This window comes from Euryhalocaulis caribicus (assembly GCF_000412185.1).
Lineage (GTDB): Bacteria > Pseudomonadota > Alphaproteobacteria > Caulobacterales > Maricaulaceae > Euryhalocaulis > Euryhalocaulis caribicus.
In genome coordinates this window covers 14,190-36,209 of sequence record NZ_ASJA01000001.1, presented here as the reverse complement: position 1 = coordinate 36,209, position 22,020 = coordinate 14,190, and the positions used below count along the sequence as shown (strand labels likewise).

Below are 22,020 nucleotides of genomic sequence, written 5' to 3'. Positions count from 1 at the left end.
CAGTTAGAGCCTCAACCGGTTAAGCCGCAGCGCATTGCCGATGACCGACACGGAAGAAAAACTCATCGCGGCGGCCGCGATCATCGGGCTGAGCAATATCCCGGTGAAGGGATAGAGAATGCCGGCGGCCACCGGAACGCCAAGCGCGTTGTAGATGAAAGCGAAAAACAGGTTCTGGCGAATATTGCGCATGGTCGCATGACTAAGCCGTTTGGCTCGGGCTACGCCGCGCAGATCGCCTTTGACCAGCGTGACGCCAGCGCTTTCCATCGCGATATCTGTGCCGGTTCCCATCGCGATGCCAACATCGGCCTGTGCGAGCGCAGGCGCGTCATTCACGCCGTCTCCGGCCATCGCGACTTTGTGGCCTTGCTCCTGAAACTCCCGGACGATGGCGTGCTTGTCTTCGGGTAAAATTTCGGCGCGAACATCATCAATGCCAAGCTGATCAGCGACAGCCTGCGCGGTTCCCTTACTATCCCCGGTGAGCATGATGACATGAACCCCGGCCTGATGAAGCAAGGCCAACGCTTCTGGGGTGGATTCCTTGATCGGGTCTGCCACAGCGATCAATCCGGCCGGCTGGCCATCAACCGCCACAAACATGACGGTTTGGCCCTTGGCGCGGCCTTCTTCCGCTTTGGCCAGAAACGCTTCGGAGGCCGAAGCAATGCTATCCATCATCGCGCGATTGCCCAGCGCGACCTGTTGAGCCTTGATACGGCCCTTTACGCCTTTGCCGGTCACAGATTCAAAGTCATCTGGCGAGGACAGAGTCAGAGCGCGCGCCTCAGCGCCGCGGACAATCGCGGCGGCGAGAGGGTGTTCACTGCCCCGTTCCAAAGACGCGGCCAGAGAGAGAAGCGTATCTGCGTCCCAGCCATTTTCAGGCTGCACATCGACCAACTCCGGATGACCTTCGGTCAGGGTTCCGGTTTTATCGACAAGGAGAAGATCGACTTTTTCCAAGGTCTCCAGCGCTTCAGCGTCGCGGATCAGCACCCCGGACTGCGCGCCCTTGCCTGCGCCGACCATGATTGACATGGGCGTGGCCAGCCCCAACGCGCAAGGACAGGCAATAATCAAAACCGCCACAGCATTGACCAGCGCATAGGCCATAGCCGGTTGCGGCCCCCAAATGGCCCATATGATGAAAGTGATCAGCGCGATCACCACGACCGCCGGCACAAAATAACCAGCGACCAGATCCGCCAGACGCTGAATAGGCGCGCGGCTGCGTTGGGCCTCGGCGACCATTTTGACGATCTGGGACAACAGCGTGTCATCGCCAACCCGGTCGGCGGTCATCACAAAGCCGCCGGTTTGATTAAGAGTGCCGCCGGTTACGCGATCATCTTTGTCCTTTTCAACCGGCATCGGTTCACCGGTGATCATCGATTCATCGATCACTGTGTGTCCGGAATCGATGATCCCGTCCACGGGCACCTTTTCACCGGGACGCACACGCAGGCGGTCGCCTTTTCTGACTGCGTCGAGGGCAATTTCCTCATCCTCGCCGCTATCGGAAACACGCACAGCGGTCGGTGGTGCGAGTTCAAGGAGCGCGCGGATGGCGTTCGAGGTGTTATTACGCGCGCGCAACTCCAGCACCTGTCCCAGCAGCACCAATGTCGTGATGACGGCGGCAGCCTCAAAATAGACTGCGACATGGCCGTTCATTCCTCGAAACGAGTCTGGAAAAATTGTCGGGAAGAGCACGGCCACAACCGAGAAGAGGTAGGCCACGGATACGCCCAGTCCGATGAGCGTGAACATGTTCAAATTCATGCTGCGCACGGAAGCCACCGCGCGCACGAAGAACGGCCACGCACCCCATAAAACGACGGGACTTGCCAATGCCAGCTGAGCCCACTGCCCGAGAGCCGGGTCCAGAAGGTTTTCAAACGGACGGCCCGGTATCAGGTCGCCCATGGCATAAATCACCAGAGGAATGGTGAAGAGCGCGCTGATCCAGAAGCGGCGCGACATGTCTTTGAGTTCGGTCGTGTCGGCTTTTCCTTGCGGCACGCCCTCGGTTTCCAGCGCCATGCCACAGATTGGACAGGAGCCGGGGGCGGGCTGACGCACTTGCGGATGCATCGGACAAGTATAGACCTCGCCCTCATAGTCGGGCGGCACCTGGTCATAACGGTCATCGGATGTTTTCGGGGATGTTCCGGTTTTGCAGCAATTATGATCGTGATTGGCCATCGGTTATTTCCCGGCGATACGATTATAGACGGGCGCAAAAATCAGGGCGGCCAGCCAGCCAAAGGCTATGCTTCCTCCAACGCCTTCCGCCCAAGCGATTGGCGCGCTGGGATCGTGCAAGGTGAACAGACCCACCCACTGATGAGAAACGGCGATGCCCGGCAGCAACAGAGCGAGCAGCGCGCAAACCAGAAAAATGCCGACCAAAGCGGCGGAAAGCGCCCAGCCCAACGGGACGATTTGAAGATGTTTTTCCGATATCGTCATGACATTCTCCTTATACCCATAGGGGGTATAATATACCCCCTATGGGTATAGTGCAAGATCGGATGTAGATGACCGTTTCGGCCGTTAATTTAAGGGCCTTCTGATTTGCGGATCTGCACTCGACGCCAGAGCGGCAGGAGAACGCGGTAAAACACCAGACCAAGGCCTGTGAGCGCGATTGTAAGCCCGAGAGAAGCGACGATTTTGACCAGCGGGTTGTTGAAGTTATCCCGCGTGCGGTAATCCATGATGTGAAGCATCCATGCGATGTCATAAATACGCCAAAGCCGGGTGCGGACGGTTTCCACCACCCCGGTTCGGGGATGGATGTAAAGCCGGGTCGCGTCCTTATCCGAAAATTCGACTTGCCAGACAGGCGTGTAGTTGCGCCACTCGATGGGGGCATGTTCCAGCAGTCGCGCCGATCTTATGCTGGCGGCTCCTCTATAGGATTGTCGGGCAATGGCCTGTATTTGGTTTGCTGATAGCAGGCTGAGCGGGTCACCTGTCTGCGCATCAATCAGCGCCGCCCCATCGGTAAAAGTCAGTTCCCAATACGGGCGGCCGGCATTGCCAACCAAGAGTGCGGAGACGGGCTCTTGATCGCTGTTAACGACCTGTTGGAGGGAGAGCACCTCTTCGAGGTTAAGCGACGCTGACATTGCGCCGCGCTCAGCCAGATGCTCGCCGCGAACGATCTCAATATCATAAAGGACCATGACGAGACCGCTCGCGGTCCAGATCGCCAGCTGCACGCCGATGAAGAGCGCGAGCCACTTATGGGTTTTTGAAAACCAGCGTTGCCGGGCCACCGGTGTCATGGAGCCGGCCTAATGTTCATGGTCACTGTGATCGTCTTGAGCGCCGTCTTCCTCGGGCGCTCGCTCAGTGTCATGACCCGCATCCAGTGGCGCATTGGACCAATGGATATGGGTGATACGCCAGCCATCGCCTTCGCGGGCCATAACCAGTGTTTCTTGACTTTTTAGAGCAATGTCGGTCTCCCGAAACCGGCCTTGAAGCCGGGTTTCTGTTGCAACCCACGCACTATCGCCCGCCATGCCAGACCGCCGGGAAAGGGTTTCGCTTTCCACCGCGCCTAAAAAGGCCATGTCGGATTTCATATGCCCGCTGGCATATTGATCGAGTGATTGTTCGGCCCCGCCGCCTTCAAGGATCAAGACATCTTCGGCCAAAAGTGTGCGAACCGCCGCCTCGTCACCAGTGATGAGCGCTTGATGAAAAGCCTCGGCAGTCGCCTCGGCTGTGCCGGGCAAGGCCGTTTCCACCGATGAGATTTCTCCGGCGGTCGCGACCTCATGGGAATGCTCGCCGCCTTCTCCATGGTCATGGCCGTCATCGGCAGAAACATCTGTGGCGTCCTCGTCGCTATGTCCGGCAGCATCACCATGATCGTGGTCATGGCCTGCGCCGCCATGCGCGTCCGGTATGGATTGAACGCCAAGACCATACTGGAAGACCAGATGCCCACCTTTGAAGCCTGTGATGCCCAACAAGAGAGCGGCGAAAATCATGCCCGCCGTAAAAAGCGCTCCGGCGCTTTTTGATAACCAGCGCCATGCCCCCAAGCCAAGAAAGATCGCTGATGTGGCAAGCGCCCAGTTGCGATGATCGGTCATTGCAGCATGGGACGGGCCATCATGGGCCACGGTATAATAGGCCATAAAGCCAAAGCCGACGGTCGCCAGCAGCGCCAGCACGCCGACGGCAAAGGTCCAATCCGCGACGATGCGGGCTGACGGGCTCTGTTTGCGAATTTGCGCAACCAGATAAAGCAGCGCCGAAACAATCAGCAGGCCCAGAGTGAAATGCACCACGATCGGGTGCCAGTGAGGTCCGATAATGTCGTACATGGCGGTGTTTCCTCTCTTCCTTTTTGCCGGATCAGAATTGCCCGAACGGGGCGTTGTTCCCGCCAATGGTCAGAACCACAAATGGCGCGCTTTTCTGGCCTCCCATGCCGGGTGATCCGGCAGGCATGCCGGGCAATGAAATCCCGATGATATCGGGCTTTTGAGCTAGCAGCCGGTTGATCGCCTCGAGGGGCACATGGCCTTCCACGACATAGCCCTCGATCAGCAATGTGTGGCAGCTTTGAAGGGGTGCCGGTATTTGATGACGCTGCTTGATCGCGGCCAGCTTATCAGCCGATGTTTCACGCACATCCACTTCAAAACCATGCTCGCGCAGATAATCGGCATGACCTGCACAGCAGCCGCAAAACGGGTCTTTGAACATGGTGGCCGTGGTCTGCGCCGCCGCGCTCAGGGGCAGGAAGAGTGTGAAGATCAGAATCAAAATTGAACGGGTCATGAGCGGGTCCTCCTAGTACCAAAGGCGGAATCCGATCACCGCCGATATATTGTTTTCCTTTTCTCCCAATCTGGATGCGATTGAGCTGGTCTCGCCTAAAGGCCGAGACCAAGACACGCCGATATAAGGCGCGATTTCGCGTTTGATTTCGTAGCGCAGACGCACGCCTGCCTCGATATCGGTAAAGCCCGCCCCAAGGTCCCGATCCGCAACATCTTGAAAGGCAAAGCCCGTTTCGACACGCGGCTGAAGAACCAGCCTTTGTGTCAAAAGAAGCTCGTATTCAGCCTCAAAGCTGGCGGTGAGATCGCCATCTTCACTCAGATAGGCATTGGCATCGATTTCAAACCAATAGGGGGCAAGGCCCATGACGCCGAGCTGAGCGTAAGTTTTGGCATCGGGTTCAAAATCTTGTCGAACTCCGGCCCGGATATCGAAATAAGGTGACACGGCGCGGCCATAGAGAAGCGAGGCCTCTGCCTCTTCTGTCTCGCCATCGATCAGCGCTTCGCCCTCGGTGTCGATCCAAAGCCGGTTGTAATTTCCGCCATACCAAGCAGAGCCTTCCCAGGCTAAGACCTCATCGCCATTGTTGCTCTGCCATTCGAGGCGGTCCGCCATGACCATGTATTGGAGCTGACCGCCCATTTCATGCTTGGTTTCATGTCGGGATTCGGGGAATGTCGGTCCCCCTTCTTGAGCCAGCGCCGGGCCCGTGACCAACAAACCGGCTATCAAAGTCAACGTCAGGGATTTCATTTGATTGCCTCCCCATGATTGCCGTGGACGGAGTGAGATGCGCCTGCCGAGGCATGGGGCGCATCGGCCACCCTGACAACGCGGAACATGCCGCCCGCCATGTGATAGAGAAGATGGCAATGAAAGGCCCAGTCGCCGCGTTCATTCGCGGTGATCAACATGGACCGCTTGGTGCCCGGCTCGACATTGACAACATGTTTGAGAGGCCGCTGATCAGCCCCGGTTTCCAGCTCGACAAACATGCCGTGCAGATGAATCGGGTGCGCCATCATTGTATCATTGACCAAGGTCAGGCGCAGACGTTCGCCATAGGTGAACAAGATAGGGCCGTCGACTTCGTTGAACTTCAGCCCGTCAAACGACCACATATAGCGCTCCATATTACTGGTTAGATGGAGCTCTACTTCTCGCTCGGGCGGTCGTGGATCCGGATTAGGAGAAAGGCTGCGTAGCTGGGAATAGGTCAGCACTCGCCACCCGTCATCTCCCAGTCCGTTCCCGGGATCATCTAGCCGCTCTTGCGGGTTCATGGCCTCCATGGCCACCCCCGGTCCACCGGGATGGTTATGTCCGGCATCCATCATGTCCATACCGTCCATGGCCATGCCACCGGCCGCGCCGTCCTTCAATTTCATGCCACTCATATCGTGGCCGGAATGATCCATAGCGGACATGTCATGACCGCCATGATCCCTATCTGATGTCATCTTTTCGCCAGCCTTCGCGCCGGCCATACCGCCCATGCCGCCCATGCCCATGTCCTGCATGGTCAGCAAGAAGGGTTTGCGTCTTTGGGGCACGCCAGCCTGCATATTTTCACGCGGCGCGAGCGTTCCGCGCGCATACCCAGAGCGGTCCATGGATTCAGCGAAGATCGTGTAGGCCTGATCGGCTTTTGGCTCGACGACCACATCATAGGTTTCGGCAACCGAAATCCGGAATTCATCCGTTTCGACCGGATCAATATTCTGACCGTCTGTGGAAACGACAGTCATTGGCAGGCCGGGAATGCGCACGTCGAAATAGCTCATGGCCGAGCCGTTGATGAAGCGCAGACGCACGCGTTCGCCCGGTTTGAACAAACCCGTCCAGTTTGCATCCGGACCAAGCCCATTCATGAGGTAGGTGTAGGTTGCGCCCGTCACATCAGCGATATCGGTGCGCATCATGCGCATCTCCGACCACATCTTGCGTTCAGCCATGGCTTGACCAAGGCCCTTATCACGCACATCGGCAAGAAAATCGCCAAAGGTACGCTTGTGAAAATTGTAATAATCCGAATGCTTCTTCAGTTTCGCGAAGACCCGGTTTGGATCCTCGAAGGTCCAATCTGACAACATGACGATATATTCGCGGTCATATTGAACCGGGTCCGCGCCTTTGGGATCGATTATGATCGGGCCATAGACACCGGTTTGTTCCTGAAAACCGGAATGAGAGTGATACCAATAGGTTCCGCTTTGTCGGATCGGAAACCGGTAGGTGAAGGTTTCGTCTGGCCGTATGCCATTAAAGGTCACGCCGGGCACACCATCCTGATCATTGGGCAGCAAAAGGCCGTGCCAGTGAATGGAGGTATCCTCGCGCAAACGGTTATGAACACGCAGCGTGACCTCGTCCCCCTCTTGGAAACGGAGCAAAGGTCCCGGCACAGTGCCATTGATGGTGGTGGCCGTGCCGCGCCGGCCGCCAACCTCAAAGGGGCTTTTGCCAATGGTCAGGTCAAAGGCGTTGCGCGGCTCGCTTTGAATCATGGCGCGCGCCCAACCCGGCATAAGCTGAGCCGCTCCAAATGCGGCGACGCCGACGGCCGTTTGCTTTAAGAATGTTCGTCTAGATTGCATTTATACCACCTGTATACAGAACATGATTGTATCATGCTCATTCATTACTTTTAAACAACTTCACGAATATTATTCGCGAGCAGCAATGAAAAGGTTACTTCGGTGGTGATTTGGGAACTTGGGTAACGCGCGTTTCAAGCGCGCGGTTAAGAATGCTCAGCTTTAAAGCGCTGTCATGGGCCAATGAGCCTGCCGAGACCATCATCAAACCTGAGAGATGAGTCAGGCAGGATGTGCAAACGCATCCATCGCACTCATCGCTGCAGCATTCATCATTGTGATCCGCTTGCGCATTCCGGTCGCAATGGGACATCGCGTGATCCGTCGCCTCGGCCGCGCAGAGTGAGACCGCGTTTGGCCCCGCCATGGATGTCGCGGCGGCTGCGGTATGATCATGCACCATCTGTGACGCCGTCATTGCCCCAGCCGATGGAGCCGGCACCGCCAGAAGCACTGCCAGCATGACCAGCATCATCCGCCCGGTTCGGCGTAAAAAGATATGAGGCCCAAAGGGGGTCACGAGCATGTTATAGGATCAAATCGTTTCATCGCACAATGTCACCGTCGAATTTGCGGCAAATAGTCCTTCATCCAGACAAACATGACAGAGGCGGAACATGAGATCGCCAAGAACCCATTAAGGGCCTGAATGCCGGTCATAAATTTAAGGTGCCCAGTCGGATACGCATCGCCAAGCCCCAGCGATGAGTAGGTAACGATCGAATAATAGAGGACATTCATAAAATTGATGTCTGTCATCTGATCAAAGCCGCCAATCTCCAGATAACTCAACCCAATCCAGTAGCCGACGGCGTACAAAGCGGATTCGAGCACATGCAGTGTGATGATGCCGATCATTAAACTGGCGATGCCTAGCATGGCTCGCTTTTCCAGCGAGACGATATTGCGTGTGAGCATGGCCAGACCCCAAAGATGGAGCAGCGCAGTCAAGCCGACCAATATGAGCGATAGAAAAACCGAGGCCGCGATAGCGTTTACTCCCGCCGGCTTTTAGGCAGAATGCGCATGAGCTCATCAATTTTGGCTTGGCGCTGGGTCAAATCGCCAGACTCGATGGCTTCTTGCACGCAGCAAGCAACATGCTCTTGTAAGACAGAATCCTCAATTCGGCTTAACCCGGCGCGAATGGCTTGAATTTGCGTGACGATATCAATGCAATATCGTCCCTCCTCGATCATCTTTGCCACGCCGCGAACCTGACCCTCAATGCGGGCAAGTCGGGATTTTAATGCGCTGTGATCTGTCATCACACATACCCATACGGGGTATCTGATTTTGCCGCAAGAGGCGCGCTCACCCCTCACCAATCAAGAACTGGCCGCGACACGCCCACACATTGATGGTGCGCCCTTATTCCTCGGGGTTTAGCGACACGGAGAATTCAGGAACCGGTCGCGCGGCCGCCTCGTCTTCGGTTGCCGCCTCGCCATTGTTCTCAATATCTTCAAGGAGAAACTTCATTTCCTCAATCTCGCGACGCTGAGCGAGAATAATCTCGTTGGCCAGTTCGCGCACGCGTACATCGCTGATGTTGGCCCGTTCGCTGGTCAAGATGGCAATTGAATGGTGTGGGATCATTGCCTTCATCCATGCCTCGTCCTCGATTGTCTGCTGGCTTCTGACCAGCCACAAAGTGAGGCCAAACAGGACGACGCTTCCCGCGACAATCGCCATGTTGATTTTCTTGTCCTTGTACATGTCCAGCATGAAAACAAGCATGATGATGGCCATCGCGGCGCCCATCATGAAGGCCATGTAAAAGCGGGTTTCGCTAAAGAAGACGTGGCCGATTTCGTAGGTATTTAGATATTTTAGGCCGAACATGACCAGTGTCGCAGTCAGGATCATTGCCGCGAATTTGATATATTTATTCATCGGTCCCCCATTTGGTTTTGTTGGTTGCCAGACGGATTGATCCATCCTTCCGGTTTCTTCCCAAACGTCGGAATCTCTCAAACGGTTCCTATTTTTATCCAAGGGGGTGAACTGACTTATCGTGTCACTGTGCGGGATGAAGCGCTTGCTTCGATTTTCGCGCAAAAAGCCGGGCATATAGCGATGACGCTGCTTGTTCGAGCAGCGTGGCACACCGGCCTTTTTGATGAAGGGCGGGCTTTTCGATGAGCCTCCAAGACAGAAACGCAATCAAGATCGCCAGTGGAATTGCGGTTACCGCCATGTGGAGCGGCTGATTGATGATGCCTTTCCAAAGAAGGATCTGCATCACCGGCCAGTGCCAAATATACAGGCCGTAGGAGATATCATCGACGCGCTTTAAACCATTGAACCGAGGCGCATGAGCCGTGCCGATTACGAACAACCAGTAGCCCAGTGCAAGATTGGCGAAGATTTCACTCTCGGCTCGGTAATCGACAAATAATGCCGGCAAGGTGATCAGCAAGGCCAAATCTACCCGGAGCGGGATCCAATGCCGCCACGCGTAAGCTGCACAGCCGATCAGAAAGGTGAGGCCCAGCCGGTTAAAAACCCAAGCAGCGTCCGGCAAGATTGGAGGAACACCGGCCCGCGTCAGATAGATGAAACTGACACAGCCCCCTATCAGAAAACCCAACAAGACCCAGCGCCGAAACAGCAGACTGAGCGCGAAAGCGCCTGCCGCTGCTGCGTAAGCAAGGACTTCATAGCGTAGCGTCCAGAGTGAACCGGAAAACTCTCCGCTATAAGGGTTGGCGGGAGCAAATCCGGGCGGGCCGCCCCGTGTATCCAAAAATGAAATAACATTGAGCGGATAGCGGTATGTTTCAGCCCGAAACGGCGCCTCCCAGATCGACACGCCGGCGCTAACCGGACCGATTATAAACCCAGCAACGACTGCCAGCACCAAAAGCGCAGGCATGATCCGAAGGGCGCGTGATACGAAATAGGAGATCAGATTTCGCCGATCATCCAGACTCTTGGCGATGAAAAAGCCGCTCAGGATAAAAAACCCGTTTACCGCCATATAGCTAAGCGTCAGATCGTTATAGGCGAATGGGTCTGGCGCAGACCGTCCGGAAAAAACAATCCATGAATGGGAAAACGCCACCGCTCCCGCCAAACACAAGCGAATGGGCGTAAAGAAATTGTCGCGTGTGGTCGCCGAATTGCCAATCGTCTTGTGCGTCATGCACCGATTTGTGCAATCTATATGCCGACCATCCCAGTGATGCGAGCAAGCCTGAACGCGCTACCAAGGTTTCAAGAATTTATATGGTTTTTGGTCCCAAGTTTACGCGAAATTCCGGATCATCACTCTCAAATTGACAAACCGGCGCGGCGCGCCAAACTCCGCACTAAAGAAGCGCGATGATTGATGAGTCTGGAAGGCTAAAAATTGCTCTATGAATAACGATCCGGAGCTGATTACCCAACTTACCGCTGATGTTGTTTCTGCCTATGTGTCAAACAACGCCCTGCCAGCAGCCGATTTACCTGTGTTCCTAAATCAAGTTCATACGGCTCTTAGCACCGCGCAGGAACCTCTTAAAGAAACAATCCAAGAGCCGGCGGTACCGATCAAGAAGGCTGTCACGCCGTCTTATGTGACCTGTTTGGAATGCGGCGAGGAGTTCAAATCACTCAAGCGCCACCTGAACACCGCTCATGACCAGACACCCGATGATTACCGCGAAAAATGGAATCTGAGGTCAGACTTTCCCATGGTGGCGCCGGAATATTCTAAACGGCGCGCGGAAACAGCCAAGAAAATGGGGCTTGGGCGCAAGCCCGGACAAAGGCCAAAATCAAAGAGCTAAACTAACCGCATCCATGGCGAAGAAAGCTCAGCATTGTCATCGTAAATGCTGCGGGTGCCCCGGTGCGCTTGCTTCGCGCCGATCCCGGTGACACGAAAACCCTTATGGGCGGGCTGGCCTGAGCCTTTAGAGCGTTTCCTCATAGAGCAACTCGCCTGAGGGCGTGCTGACGCGCAAGGATTGAGGCGTGCCGTAATAGACAGGCACCCGGCCCATGGAATTCCCATGCTGCTCGATTGCGACATTGGTGATTTCGACCGTGAGGCTCAAGGTTACATCACGAAAGCTGTCGCGTCCGGGATTCTGTTCGGCGAAGGCGCGCGCCCGAGACTCGCTTAGCGGGATCCGTTCAAGCCGCACGGCCTGATCCAGTTCGAGCGGGGATTGTTCGAGCCGCCCGAAGAACATGGATAGGTCCGGAAATTCCTGTTCGATGGCGGGGCCGGATTTCATGAGCTGTGTGTCAGGGCGCGCCAGCGGGACAGTTGTTTCCCGGATCACCAAGGGATCGCCCTCCCGATTAAAGCGGGCACGGGCGCGGGCCTGTGAGGCGGTCAGATAGACCGGGAAGGCCCCGGCGCCACTATCAAAGGGGCCAAGGCCGATTTGATATTGGAGCTCAAGCGTCGGATTGATCTGGTCCAAAAGCGCGGGCGCGCCATCTCTCAATTCGTCGGCCATAGCGGGCCAATCAAATTCGCTGTCTCTGACACGCTCAAAGCGCTCCAAATTATTGATCGCCGCGAAATAGCTGAGCGGGCCGTCATAGTTCAAAAGCGCTGGGTGGTGCTTGAACATCAAGAGCGCCGCGCGGGTCTGTGGGTCGGCATTGGCCTCGGCCGGGCTCATCAAAGCGGTACTGGTGGCGATGGCCACTTCTTCTCGTTCTTTGGCCGCTTCCGCGCTTTTGTCACTGACGGTGATTTGAAGCTGTTCATACATGTTGGTTCCGGCGCTGAGGCGATACGAACCCGCATCGCGGTTGCCGGTTGAACCGGTGCGCCAGATTTCAATGGCCCAGTCCCTTGCCGCTGGATCGGTGATGCCGAACAGGCCAAGGAAGCGCTCAAGCTCCGTGTCCTCGCCGATCACGTCGCCCGTGTGAAGCGCGACATGGGAGAACCGGTCGCCCTCGCCGCGAACATAGATCGTGCCCGCACGGGTCTGGCACTCACCATAGACTTGCAGCGTATTCGAGCTGGCGCAGCCCTGTAGCGTCTGGGTGTTGTAAGGAAAGGCCGCCGCGATAGCGGCATGCAGCGCCGCACGGTTTTCAATTCCGTCCGCGCTTGATGTGCGCGGGCCGCTATTATCGGCCCTCGTTTCTTCTGTGGTCGTGCCTGAGTTTGCGCCGCTATCCGAGTCACCGGGCGCGACGTCACACGCGGCCAGCAGAAGACAGGCGGTTCCAGCGAGAAGAAGGGATTTCATCAAAACATCTCCAATAGGGACAATGACCATTTTTTAGGAATCAGGCACGGCGATAGACGCAGCGGCTTCCGGCAAAGGTGAGAAAAAGACGCGATCCATCGCGCTCAAACGAGCCGACAGCATCGCCCATGAGGCTGGTCTCAATAATGAGCCAGCCCTCTCCCGACCGCTCATAGCGAACAGGCATGTCGCCCATGCCGGGCAGGGTCATGCTTTCTTCGTTGATCATGAGTTGTTGTTGGAAGCAGGTGGGGCCTTGCTCCGCGCTGGCGTCCAAAACCCAAGCGCCCGCCGGAAAGTGATCGCCGCACGCGGTGAGCAGAGCGGCAGCGCACAAGGCTATGGAATGTTGATGCACGAGAGATTCCTTGACCTGTCACGACGTCCTTCGCAGGGAAAAACGTAGAAAAAGGAACCTTTTTGGGTTGGGCCAACCCGATTTTGAGCCGTTACGCCAAGCCTATGGAATCACTGTTAATTTAAACTCTGAAATCGCAAATCTTTCACAAAATTACATTGACAAAAAAGGTTCCTTTTTGGAATTATACTTCATAGAGAAATGGATAGATTTGAAGAAGATAGGTTATATTCGCATATCGACGGATGATCAGAGCGAACAATTACAACGAGACGCTCTGATACAGGCTGGCTGCGATGAGATTTTCGCGGATATCGGCGTCTCAGGTTCCCTGAAAAAGCGACCGGCGCTAGACCAAGCGCTCCAGTCTCTCCGGCGCGGGGATCATCTCATCGTCTGGAAGCTGGACCGGCTCGGCCGGCGTTTCCTTCATCTCGTCCAAGTGTTGAACGATATCTACGAGAAGCAAATCCGCTTTCGGTCGCTTACCGATGGAATTGACACCGACACGCCGCTGGGGCGGCTTCAATTTGCGATGATCGCGGCCTTCGCCGAATATGAGTGGGAGCTGATTTCAGAGCGGACGAAGGCGGGAATGCGGTCAGCGAGAGAACGTGGCGTAAAACTTGGTCGCCCTAAAAACTGATCTTCTTAAGGCCGCTAATTCCCCGAGAAAAAGGCAATGGTGGTTACAATCGAAGCTACTAAAGCTGCCAGCGATGTGAATAGAGCGGCCAAAGCACCAGCCCATGCTAAGCCGGTAGGGCGAATAAGAATAGACCGGCCATTCCAATAAAGCTTCTCGCCGTCATCTGAAACAGTGAGGTTTTTTTCGAATTGTGATTTGTTATATGGTTTCGCCATCAGTCATTATTCTCTAACTTCCGCACCCGCGCTTTAATCGATTTAGATTCTGACTGCACACTTTTCAATAATTCTATTTTTGACTCTAAAATCGAGTCATCAATTTTGTCAAAACGAGACAGAGATTTTTTATTGAACTCCTTCAATTCTGATAATGTAGATAATATTTCATCTAATTTTTTCTCTCTTTTCAATCCGCCTAACTTTAAAGAATTAAAATTTTGAGCCATAAAATTCCTCCACCCCTTTATATTAGTAACCAATTCTTTCAATTTACTATAAATATTATCTTCGCTTTGTTCAATATTTTTTTGAAAAGAATCCAATCGCTCCTCATGTTGCCTGATTAATTCTTGCTCAACAGCAACGGCTTCTGCAACTTTTTGTATTTGTTCTTCTTCACTTGACATAGCTAATTACCGCAGATGTGCGACTAGAATGCTCCAGTGTAAATCGGCCTCTTGCAACTTATCAATGTCCCACAAGAAAAAATGTGAAATGACAGCGAGTGCCCGACCTCAAGATCGGGCACTCATTCAAAGGCGAGTTAGTCACCCTGTTTAGGGTCAGTGGGAACGATCAAGAGCGGCATGGCCGGATCGAAGGGCAGAGCGTGCAGTTTGAGCACGTAACCGGGTTGATCATCGCGGCGCGTCCAGAGGGCGCCGAATTCGTGCCAGTAGGGCTTTTGATCATCCGGCCGGACATTGCCGATGACCCGAAAGGCCGGTGGACGCCCAGCATTGGTTTCGGATTGAGTTTGGTTTTTTTGAGTCTTTGAATTTCTCATGGGATCGCTCCTCATTTTTGAGTGGTTCGCCGCAACCGCTGCGGCTTATGAGAAGCGCCCGTCCATGGTGAGAGAGCAGAGATTCAAGGGCAAATAGGAGCCACGAACCGCATTTCCCTTGAAGCGCATGCGGGCCATGGCAGCTTGATCGATTAGAAGACGCATGTCGCGTGAGGTCCACTCATACGAAATTGGGTCGAGACCCGTTTCAAAGACCAGAGACGCTCAAATCGCTCCGCCTCGTTACCGTCTGACTTGAGGCTGGCATTGGCCATCCTGTCCCCGATCTATCGTGCCAGCCTGATACGGCCTCTCGTGTCAGCCATCGGTTATCGCACAGGACAGTCATGTTGGAGCGCAAGGCGTCCGGCGCGCCGTCCGTTCTCCTCCACTGGCGTTGCGGCCCTTAAATGGGTGCGCTTCGACTGAACCGGTGCAAGTCCCTCCTCTTCGTCACGAGAGCCCCAATCGGCGGGGCTCGTCAGATAAGGAGGAAAGAGCAATGCCCAATCACATCACAGAGTCAGACTTGGCGGAATTAAGCGAAGCGGATTTGTTGGAACTCTACGCAACCCTGCAAGCCGAGCTCGCCGCTCTTCCGCCGGCGAGCGAGACGCGAACACGGTGCGCCGTGATCATGCATCAAGTCAGCACCGCGCTTCGTCGCGCGCGACTTCGGTCTGTTCGCGAAGCTAGAAAGCCGGAGCCGTAGCTCCGGCTTTTCGCCTGGGGGGTCATGAATTCCAGAAGATATGGACTTCCTCGAAACCGGTTTCGATGGCGAGAATATCGTTGATCTCCATATCGCGGGCCATGCGCTCATAATCGATATAGAATTGCAGGCTTTCGGGGATGGTGACGGTTTGCTCGGTCAGCTCTTCGGCAAAGTCGGCGACGCTGCGATACTCGCCCGCATAGCGGTCTTCAATCGCTTCTTTTGCGTCGTCCATGTCTGAAAAATATGCCAGCAAGGCACCGCCCAGCTTGTCATGCTCGGCAACAAAAGCGGCGATCTCGGTCACCTCATTGATGCCTTCATATTCACTGATGGAGGCTCCCTCGAAGCCCTCATAATCGTGAATGGCGTATTCTTCGGCTTCGGTTATAGGTGACGTAGTAAGCATGGCTTGAATCTCCTCGCGGATAGCGTCCGCGTCCTGATCGGCGTCAATCCACGCGCCATGCAAGATGCCGTTATTGTAAGCGGCCAGACAGGCCACATAGATTCTGATGTCTCCTTTTTTCGATTTCATTTTTAAATCCCTCCTTGGGGTTCGGGTTGCACATGAACCCCTGCTTCCGGTCGAGGATGGGTGTGCAAGCGGAGAGAAAAATCGATGGCGGGCGCAGTGGAGCCGCAAGGCGAATGAGCCTCGGGAGACCGTCTATTTTTTGCGAAGCGCGCTGAGGGCGAAGCCCTAAGAAATTAAAGGAAGAGATTGTCAGAGGAGTCCACGGGACCTCTGGCGTTTTCTTTTTAAAGGTCCGAACTTGGCGCTTGTGGTTCGATCACGGATCTCAAGCACCGATCTCGGACAATTAGAACCATCCAGTCCTTGATCGCCACGGGCTGGACTGGACCGGCTTAGGCGGGTGCTCGCCGCGCCTTATACTAGAATAAATTATAAGAGTTGTGGTGCGGGTGGCCGGAATCGAACCGGCACTCCACGAGGGAACGGGTTTTTGAGACCCGCGCGTCTACCTGTTCCGCCACACCCGCTTGAGCCATTTATTGGCATTGGAAGACTATAGCCGCAAGCTCGCATGACGGCAAATAAATTTCAAGTATTTTTATATTTTTCTTTTGTTTTTACTGTTTTTCTGACGTTAACTGCTGCCGCGTCAATGCTATTCGCGATATGTGATGCGTAGTATTTTTCAATCATCTCGACACTAGTTCTGCAATTTTTGGCCACTTGGTAAACGTCCGCACCCTCCATGAGCCTTAAGCAGATATAGGTATGTCGTAATGAGTAAGCCGTTCGAGATTGCCCCTGCCGGTCGAATTTCAGATTTTCTTCCTTCAGGACATTATTAAAAACAGTGTATTGATTGGTTGGAAAAACCAAATCTCCCGGATCGGGTTCATTTCTCTTTTGAAGGCGCTCAAAAGGCGGAACAGCGCCGGGCATACTTTTGCAATATCCCACGCCGCGTTTACCACGTACGGCGATCAATAAAATAGTTTCCTCGGTGCTCTCGTCTTCAACAATCTCCACATCACGATATTGAAGCTGATTTGCCTCGTCCGGGCGCAACCCGGTGTTCGCCATAAACAGAACGTAGTCGTGCAATTGCTCAGCCGCCCATCGATGGCTCTTGCGAAGAGGCTTTTTGGCCCTTCTTCGGGTTGCCTCATAGAGCTGGCGATATTCCTCGGGAGAGAACCATGCTCGGTGCGCAATTTTGACATTGGTGCGATAGGGAGTTGAAAGATCTGGCAACCGATCGAGCCACCCGTGCCGGACAGCAGTTTTTAGAACCTGCCGCAGGGCAATGATTTCTTGCTTCAAAGTGCTAACCGCAGGCCGGCGAGGCTCTTCCGGTTCTTTTTGATTATGTCGAGGAACTGAATGGGTTTGCCGGTGGACGCGGTAATCCTGAACCAGTCCGGGTGTCACCTCCGACAGCCCCTTATCACCAAAGAATGGGATTAGGTAATTATCCAATCGCGCCATTACGCCTTCGACGTATTTTTCACTGCGCTGCCCTTCAGTGATGACCTCATATTCACGGCGAAATTTTTCCGCCGCTTCGCGAAATGTTTTTCGTTTTTTAACCGCCCCTCACGAGCGCGGCCGCGAAGATCAATATACCAATCTTCTGCAACATCTTTGGCGCGCGCGAGACTTTTCTCTTTGGTGCTCTTTCGGCGATTTTTCCCTTTGAGATAGGCTGAGCACTGCCAAAAGCGGCTATTGGGCCGCTTATAAAGATGGAGTTTTCCCCCAAACATGTCGTGCTGTTCCGTCATTAGAACAATGATAGAACATGTTGCGAAAAAATGCAAGAAGTGTGTAAGAGATGCGTAAGGAAATTTAAGCTTCTATTAAGACCCGTAAATTAATATATCTATATGTTTTTATTGAGTTTTGTGTTTTTTATGAAGGTGAATTATCATGATTTTGAATGATTTTGAGTCCGCTGCGTCTACCAATTCCGCCATCCGGGCCCGGTACAAAATTTCCCCGCTTAAATACCGGCTGGCGGCGCAGGGTCAATCAATGGACGCGGCCCGCGAAACCGGATAATCAGCCCGGCAAATCGCCGGAGCCGATAAATCATGACCGAAACAGCCCCGTCGCGCGGCCTGATCGCCACCCTGCAAGTCATCGCGGAGCGCGCGCCTGAAGACGGGCTGACGCTGGGCGAGTTTATTGAAAGCCTGGGCGAGCGCGCTTTCGGCGTAATCCTGTTTTCGCTGGCCCTGCCGGTCTGCATCCCCTTTCTCTACGTCATACCGCAACTGGTCGCCCTGCCCATGATGGCGCTGGCCGCGCAGATGGCGGCGGGCCGGCCCGAGCCGTGGCTGCCGGAAAAATTCCGCCAGCGGCGCATGGACAAGGCCAGTCTGACGCACATGGCGGAAGGCGGCCGTAAATGGTTTGGCTGGATCGAAAGACTTGCCGCGCCGCGCCTGCTGTTCCTGTCCAGCGGCCCGGCGGAGCGCGTGATCGGCGTTTTTTTCGTGGCGTTCTGCGCCTCCGTCCTAGTGCCTCTGCCGCTGACCAACACCACGCCGGGCATTGGCGTGGCGGTCGCCTCTCTGGGGCTTCTGACGCGGGACGGGCTTCTGATTCTGGCCGGCCTGCTGCTGGGTGCGGCATGGATCGCGCTGCTGCTGATTGGCGGCCCGGCGCTGATCTACAGCCTGATCGCGATGGTGCGCGCCTGAGCCGCCGGGGCGCGGCGCGGTGTCACGCACCCATTCCGTTTAAGGCAAGCGCGCACTAGTCTCTGCGCCATGGACCGTTTGAGCCGACCTGAATTCTGGCCTGTTATCGCTTTTTCCGTCAGCGCGCTGTTGCTGATCGGCGCGCATGTGTTCGAGGCGATGGGTTATGATCCGTGCCTGCTCTGCCTGCGCCAGCGTGAAATCCACTGGGCGGCGCTGGCGGTTGCGGCGGCGGGCCTGATCGCCATCTGGCGCTGGCCGGACCGGCGGGTCATCAGCCTGACCAATGTGGCGCTGGCCGCGGTCTTCCTGACCTCCTTCATGGTCGCGGGCTATCACGCCGGGGTCGAGTACGGCTTCTGGCCGGGACCGGCGGCGTGCTCCGCCGTTGGCGGCGGCGCCGTTTCGGGGGCGGACATCCTGGCCGCGCTGGAAGGCCCGTCCGACGCGCCCTCCTGTTCGGAGGCGCCGTGGAGCCTGATGGGTATTTCCATGGCCGGGTTCAACGCCCTGATCTCGCTCGCCCTTCTGGGCTTGAGCGTGCTTGCCGTCTTCCGCATCGAAACCGTGACACGGAACGCCCATGCCTGATCCCAAGCCCATGCCCAGAGCGCCCGGCCAGTCCGGGCTGAAGAAGCGCGTCGAAGAGATGATCCGCGTCGATCACGCCGGGGAATACGGCGCCGTGGCCATCTATCGCGGCCAGCAGGCCGTGTTCTCGCGCTCGCCGAAGACGGGCCGTATCTCCCGCCAGATCGAGGAGATGGCGGCGCAGGAACAGGGCCATCTGGACGCGTTCGACAAGCTGATCGCCGAGCGCCGCGTGCGCCCTACCGCCATGGCCCCGCTGTGGGAGGCCGCGGGCTTCACGCTGGGCGCGGTCACCGCCCTGATGGGCGAAAAGGCCGCGCACGCCTGCACCGAGGCGGTGGAGGACGTGATCGAGAAACACTACCAGCACCAGATTGACGAACTGGACGCGGCGGACGAGGAGCCGGAGCTGAAAGCCGCCTTCACGAAGTTCCGCGAAGAAGAGCTGGAGCACCGCGATCTGGCCGTCGAGGAAGGCGCCAAGGAAGCGCCGGGCTATGCCCTGCTCTCCCACGCCATCAAGACGGGCTGCAAGCTGGCCATCGGGATCACGAAAAAGGTCTGAGCGGCGAGCCTAGGGCTGCAGCTCCACATCCCAGTAGAGATAGTCCATCCAGCTTTCATGCAGGTGGTTCGGCGGGAATTTCCGCCCCTGCGCCTGTAGCTGGTGCATGGAGGGCCGGTCCGGCTTGCGGTTAAGCGACATATGCGCCTCCCGCGGGGTGCGCCCGCCCTTCTTGAGGTTACAGGGCGCGCAGGCCGCGACGATGTTCGCCCATGTCGTGCGCCCGCCCTGCCGGCGCGGCACCACGTGATCGAAAGTCAGGTCGTCCGAATCGCCGCAATAGACGCAGGCGAAACTGTCGCGCAGGAAGACGTTGAACCGGGTAAAGGCCGGCGGGCGGTCCTGAGGAATGAAATCCTTCAGCGCGATCACGCTGGGCAAATTCATTTCGAAAGACGGGGAATGGATCTTGTGATCGTATTCCTGAACGATCTGAACGCGTTGCAGGAAGACAGCCTTCACGGCTTCCTGCCACGGCCACAACGATAAGGGATAATAGCTGAGCGGCTGGAAGTCCGCGTTCAGAACCAAGCAAGGCCACCCTTGCGGGGGATGGGTCACCACCCGCATCGGATTTCTCCCTTCGGAGATGTGTCGGCGTCCGGCGTCCTGAAGACGAAACCTCCCGCTTTCACCGGCTGCGCGGCAGAATCACCGGGCAACCTGTGGATATCTTTAGCCTGACTTCTGTGACGTGGCCATGACGTTATGCCGGGGCGGGCTGCACCATGTGCGCGCCGGGCGGAACATCCAGCGATCCGTCAAAGGCCTGGCGCAGGAATCCGGCCGCGATCTGGAAGCCTTCCGGCGCAATGGCGTGCTGCAGGCCCGGCGTCTTGTGGCACAGCACGGACAGGCCCGCCTGCTGCAGCGCCTGCGCCGCGGCGTCCAGCGCCTGATGCGGCACCACCGGGTCCGCCTCGCCATGCGCCAGCAGCACCGGAACCTTGCTCTTGAACTCATCAACCAGCGTTTCCGGCGCGGCCAGCGCGCCGGAGAAACCGACAATCGCGGCCGGTCCCGGATCCCGGCGCAGCCCGACATGCAGCGCCATCATCGTGCCCTGGCTGAAACCGACCAGCGCCAGCTTGTCCGCGGTCAGGGAATAACGCTCCAGTTCTTCCGTGATGAACTGGTCCAGCACCGGGCCGGCCTTGCGCACCCCGTCCGCCAGCTCGTCCTGCGACAGCCGGGTCAGGGGGAACCACTGGCGCCCGGCCGGATAGCCCGGCACCTCTTCCGGCGCGTCGGGCGAGACGAACTGCGCATCGGGCAGGACCTGCCCCAGCGGCTCGGCCAGACCGATCAGGTCCTGACCATTGGCGCCGTAGCCATGGATGAAAATTACGAGTTGCTTGGGATCGCCGCCGGATTTGGGGGCGACGCGGGGGCCGTCAATTGTCATGCTTCATGGCTAGCGGCGCGCGCGGCGCCTTGCAAGCGGCGCGCGATGGCGCAATGTCACACAGCTTGCCATGACTGATTTCATCACACGCTTCGCCCCCTCCCCGACCGGCCATCTGCATCTGGGCCATGCGTTTTCCGCTTTTCAGGCGCGGCGCGCGGCGGACGCCGCGGGCGGACGGTTCCTGTTGCGGATCGAGGATATCGACCTCACCCGCTGCAAGCCGGAATACGAAACCGCCATTTTGGAAGACCTCGCCTGGCTGGGGCTGGACTGGGAACAGCCGGTTCGCCGCCAGAGCGATCATTTCGCCGACTATGCCGCCGCGCTGGAGGCGATGACCGCGAAGGGCGTGATGTATCGCTGCTTCAAGACCCGCCGCGAAATCATGGAGGAAATTGACCGCGCGCCGCACGGGCCGGCGGAAGTCTATACCGGGCCGGAAACGCCCATGAGCGCGGATGAGGAAGAGGCCCGCATCGCCTCGGGCGAGGCCTATGCCTGGCGCATTTCCCTGTCCGCATGCCGCGACCTGCTGGGCGCCGATTTCGCGCGCCTGAGCTTCTTCGAGGAAGGAACCGGCCCGGCCGGGGAAACCGGCGAGCTACGCGCAGAGCCGGAACGTCTGGGCGACGCCGTGCTGGCGCGCAAGGATGTCGCCACCTCCTATCATCTGGCCTGTACGCATGACGACGCGCTGCAGGGCGTGAGCCATGTCGTGCGGGGGCAGGATCTGTACGAAGTGACCCATCTGCACCGCCTGATACAGGCGGTCATGGACTGGCCCGTCCCGGTTTACCGCCATCACCGTCTGCTGGCCGACGAAACCGGCGAACGTCTGGCCAAGCGGCGCGGGTCGATGACGCTTCAGGCGATGCGAAACGCCGGATTCACAGCCGAAGATGCAATAGCCAGGATGGGCCTTTAGCG

General features: G+C 56.6%; 27 protein-coding genes and 1 tRNA gene. 6 read left to right on the top strand and 22 right to left on the bottom strand.

The window, feature by feature from the left end:
• Positions 1–3 precede the first annotated feature (3 nt).
• The 11 genes from L338_RS00195 to L338_RS00140 all read right to left on the bottom strand — a co-directional run bounded on the left by L338_RS00195 (position 4) and on the right by L338_RS00140 (position 10,563).
• Positions 4–2,211, bottom strand: a complete 2,208-nt coding sequence (locus L338_RS00195; protein ID WP_022696334.1) for a copper-transporting P-type ATPase — start codon at positions 2,209–2,211, stop codon at positions 4–6.
• A 3-nt stretch (positions 2,212–2,214) separates the two neighbouring features.
• Positions 2,215–2,478, bottom strand: coding sequence for a hypothetical protein (locus tag L338_RS00190; RefSeq protein WP_022696333.1), 264 nt, complete (start codon positions 2,476–2,478; stop codon positions 2,215–2,217).
• 89 nt (positions 2,479–2,567) lie between these two features.
• A complete protein-coding gene (locus tag L338_RS00185) occupies positions 2,568–3,299 on the bottom strand; it encodes a PepSY domain-containing protein (protein ID WP_022696332.1) in 732 nt (243 codons plus the stop codon).
• A 9-nt stretch (positions 3,300–3,308) separates the two neighbouring features.
• A complete protein-coding gene (locus tag L338_RS16090; protein ID WP_051122654.1) occupies positions 3,309–4,352 on the bottom strand; it encodes a DUF2231 domain-containing protein in 1,044 nt (347 codons plus the stop codon).
• A gap of 31 nt (positions 4,353–4,383) precedes the next feature.
• The gene (locus L338_RS00170; RefSeq protein WP_022696331.1) at positions 4,384–4,812 is read right to left on the bottom strand and encodes a DUF411 domain-containing protein; all 429 of its coding nucleotides are present in this window, start codon (positions 4,810–4,812) and stop codon (positions 4,384–4,386) included.
• A gap of 12 nt (positions 4,813–4,824) precedes the next feature.
• A complete protein-coding gene (locus L338_RS00165; RefSeq protein WP_027068127.1) occupies positions 4,825–5,571 on the bottom strand; it encodes a copper resistance protein B in 747 nt (248 codons plus the stop codon).
• Positions 5,568–7,415 carry a copper resistance system multicopper oxidase gene (locus L338_RS00160; RefSeq protein WP_051122653.1) on the bottom strand — a complete coding sequence of 616 codons (1,848 nt, stop codon included), beginning with the start codon at positions 7,413–7,415 and terminating at the stop codon, positions 5,568–5,570. Before L338_RS00160 ends, L338_RS00165 begins: the two co-directional genes overlap by 4 nt.
• Before the next feature lie 558 nt (positions 7,416–7,973).
• A complete protein-coding gene (locus L338_RS00155) occupies positions 7,974–8,333 on the bottom strand; it encodes an ion channel (RefSeq protein ID WP_081639421.1) in 360 nt (119 codons plus the stop codon).
• A gap of 77 nt (positions 8,334–8,410) precedes the next feature.
• Positions 8,411–8,683, bottom strand: coding sequence for a metal-sensitive transcriptional regulator (locus L338_RS00150; RefSeq protein ID WP_022696328.1), 273 nt, complete (start codon positions 8,681–8,683; stop codon positions 8,411–8,413).
• A 103-nt stretch (positions 8,684–8,786) separates the two neighbouring features.
• The gene (locus tag L338_RS00145) at positions 8,787–9,311 is read right to left on the bottom strand and encodes a DUF305 domain-containing protein (RefSeq protein WP_022696327.1); all 525 of its coding nucleotides are present in this window, start codon (positions 9,309–9,311) and stop codon (positions 8,787–8,789) included.
• Positions 9,312–9,435: 124 nt separating this feature from the next.
• Positions 9,436–10,563, bottom strand: coding sequence for an acyltransferase family protein (locus L338_RS00140; protein WP_081639402.1), 1,128 nt, complete (start codon positions 10,561–10,563; stop codon positions 9,436–9,438).
• Between the two features lie 214 nt (positions 10,564–10,777).
• Between L338_RS00140 and L338_RS16820 the strand changes: the two genes are divergently transcribed.
• Entirely contained in the window at positions 10,778–11,191 is a 414-nt protein-coding gene (locus L338_RS16820) for a Ros/MucR family transcriptional regulator (protein WP_081639401.1), read from the top strand.
• A gap of 126 nt (positions 11,192–11,317) precedes the next feature.
• Here L338_RS16820 and L338_RS00135 read toward each other — a convergent pair whose 3' ends face one another.
• Entirely contained in the window at positions 11,318–12,622 is a 1,305-nt protein-coding gene (locus L338_RS00135) for a hypothetical protein (RefSeq protein ID WP_022696325.1), read from the bottom strand.
• 40 nt (positions 12,623–12,662) lie between these two features.
• Positions 12,663–12,980: a hypothetical protein gene (locus L338_RS17480; RefSeq protein ID WP_161624584.1), complete on the bottom strand. Its 318-nt coding sequence runs from the start codon at positions 12,978–12,980 to the stop codon at positions 12,663–12,665.
• A gap of 10 nt (positions 12,981–12,990) precedes the next feature.
• Between L338_RS17480 and L338_RS00125 the strand changes: the two genes are divergently transcribed.
• Positions 12,991–13,626, top strand: coding sequence for a recombinase family protein (locus L338_RS00125; protein ID WP_081639400.1), 636 nt, complete (start codon positions 12,991–12,993; stop codon positions 13,624–13,626).
• Between the two features lie 14 nt (positions 13,627–13,640).
• Here the strand turns inward: L338_RS00125 and L338_RS17190 are convergent, their stop codons facing one another.
• From L338_RS17190 to L338_RS17745, 7 genes are all read right to left on the bottom strand, one after another.
• Complete coding sequence (locus tag L338_RS17190; RefSeq protein WP_152485759.1) at positions 13,641–13,844, bottom strand: hypothetical protein; 204 nt, start codon at positions 13,842–13,844, stop codon at positions 13,641–13,643.
• On the bottom strand, positions 13,844–14,254 hold the full coding sequence (locus L338_RS17185) for a hypothetical protein (RefSeq protein ID WP_152485758.1): 411 nt from the start codon (positions 14,252–14,254) through the stop codon (positions 13,844–13,846). Before L338_RS17185 ends, L338_RS17190 begins: the two co-directional genes overlap by 1 nt.
• A gap of 137 nt (positions 14,255–14,391) precedes the next feature.
• Positions 14,392–14,634, bottom strand: coding sequence for a hypothetical protein (locus tag L338_RS17180; RefSeq protein WP_152485757.1), 243 nt, complete (start codon positions 14,632–14,634; stop codon positions 14,392–14,394).
• A 734-nt stretch (positions 14,635–15,368) separates the two neighbouring features.
• Positions 15,369–15,887 carry an antirestriction protein ArdA gene (locus L338_RS00115; protein WP_022696321.1) on the bottom strand — a complete coding sequence of 173 codons (519 nt, stop codon included), beginning with the start codon at positions 15,885–15,887 and terminating at the stop codon, positions 15,369–15,371.
• Positions 15,888–16,268: 381 nt separating this feature from the next.
• Positions 16,269–16,354 (bottom strand) — tRNA-Leu (locus L338_RS00110).
• Between the two features lie 61 nt (positions 16,355–16,415).
• Complete coding sequence (locus L338_RS00105) at positions 16,416–17,312, bottom strand: tyrosine-type recombinase/integrase (protein WP_206740757.1); 897 nt, start codon at positions 17,310–17,312, stop codon at positions 16,416–16,418.
• Positions 17,312–17,590: a hypothetical protein gene (locus L338_RS17745; protein ID WP_022696320.1), complete on the bottom strand. Its 279-nt coding sequence runs from the start codon at positions 17,588–17,590 to the stop codon at positions 17,312–17,314. The genes L338_RS00105 and L338_RS17745 overlap by 1 nt, the downstream gene beginning before the upstream one ends.
• Positions 17,591–17,917: 327 nt before the next feature.
• Here L338_RS17745 and L338_RS00100 point away from each other — a divergent pair, with 327 nt between their 5' ends.
• The 3 genes from L338_RS00100 to L338_RS00090 all read left to right on the top strand — a co-directional run bounded on the left by L338_RS00100 (position 17,918) and on the right by L338_RS00090 (position 19,685).
• Positions 17,918–18,529 (top strand): exopolysaccharide biosynthesis protein, encoded by a 612-nt coding sequence (locus L338_RS00100; protein WP_022696319.1) that lies wholly within the window; start codon positions 17,918–17,920, stop codon positions 18,527–18,529.
• Positions 18,530–18,598: 69 nt separating this feature from the next.
• Positions 18,599–19,120 (top strand): disulfide bond formation protein B, encoded by a 522-nt coding sequence (locus L338_RS00095; protein ID WP_022696318.1) that lies wholly within the window; start codon positions 18,599–18,601, stop codon positions 19,118–19,120.
• On the top strand, positions 19,113–19,685 hold the full coding sequence (locus L338_RS00090) for a demethoxyubiquinone hydroxylase family protein (protein ID WP_022696317.1): 573 nt from the start codon (positions 19,113–19,115) through the stop codon (positions 19,683–19,685). The genes L338_RS00095 and L338_RS00090 overlap by 8 nt, the downstream gene beginning before the upstream one ends.
• A 9-nt stretch (positions 19,686–19,694) precedes the next feature.
• Here the strand turns inward: L338_RS00090 and L338_RS00085 are convergent, their stop codons facing one another.
• A complete protein-coding gene (locus tag L338_RS00085; RefSeq protein ID WP_027068124.1) occupies positions 19,695–20,255 on the bottom strand; it encodes an HNH endonuclease in 561 nt (186 codons plus the stop codon).
• A gap of 136 nt (positions 20,256–20,391) precedes the next feature.
• The gene (locus tag L338_RS00080; protein ID WP_022696315.1) at positions 20,392–21,090 is read right to left on the bottom strand and encodes an alpha/beta hydrolase; all 699 of its coding nucleotides are present in this window, start codon (positions 21,088–21,090) and stop codon (positions 20,392–20,394) included.
• Positions 21,091–21,160: 70 nt separating this feature from the next.
• On the opposite strand from L338_RS00080, the gene gluQRS reads away from it, so the two are divergent.
• Complete coding sequence (gene gluQRS / locus L338_RS00075) at positions 21,161–22,018, top strand: tRNA glutamyl-Q(34) synthetase GluQRS (RefSeq protein WP_022696314.1); 858 nt, start codon at positions 21,161–21,163, stop codon at positions 22,016–22,018.
• Positions 22,019–22,020: the final 2 nt, after the last annotated feature.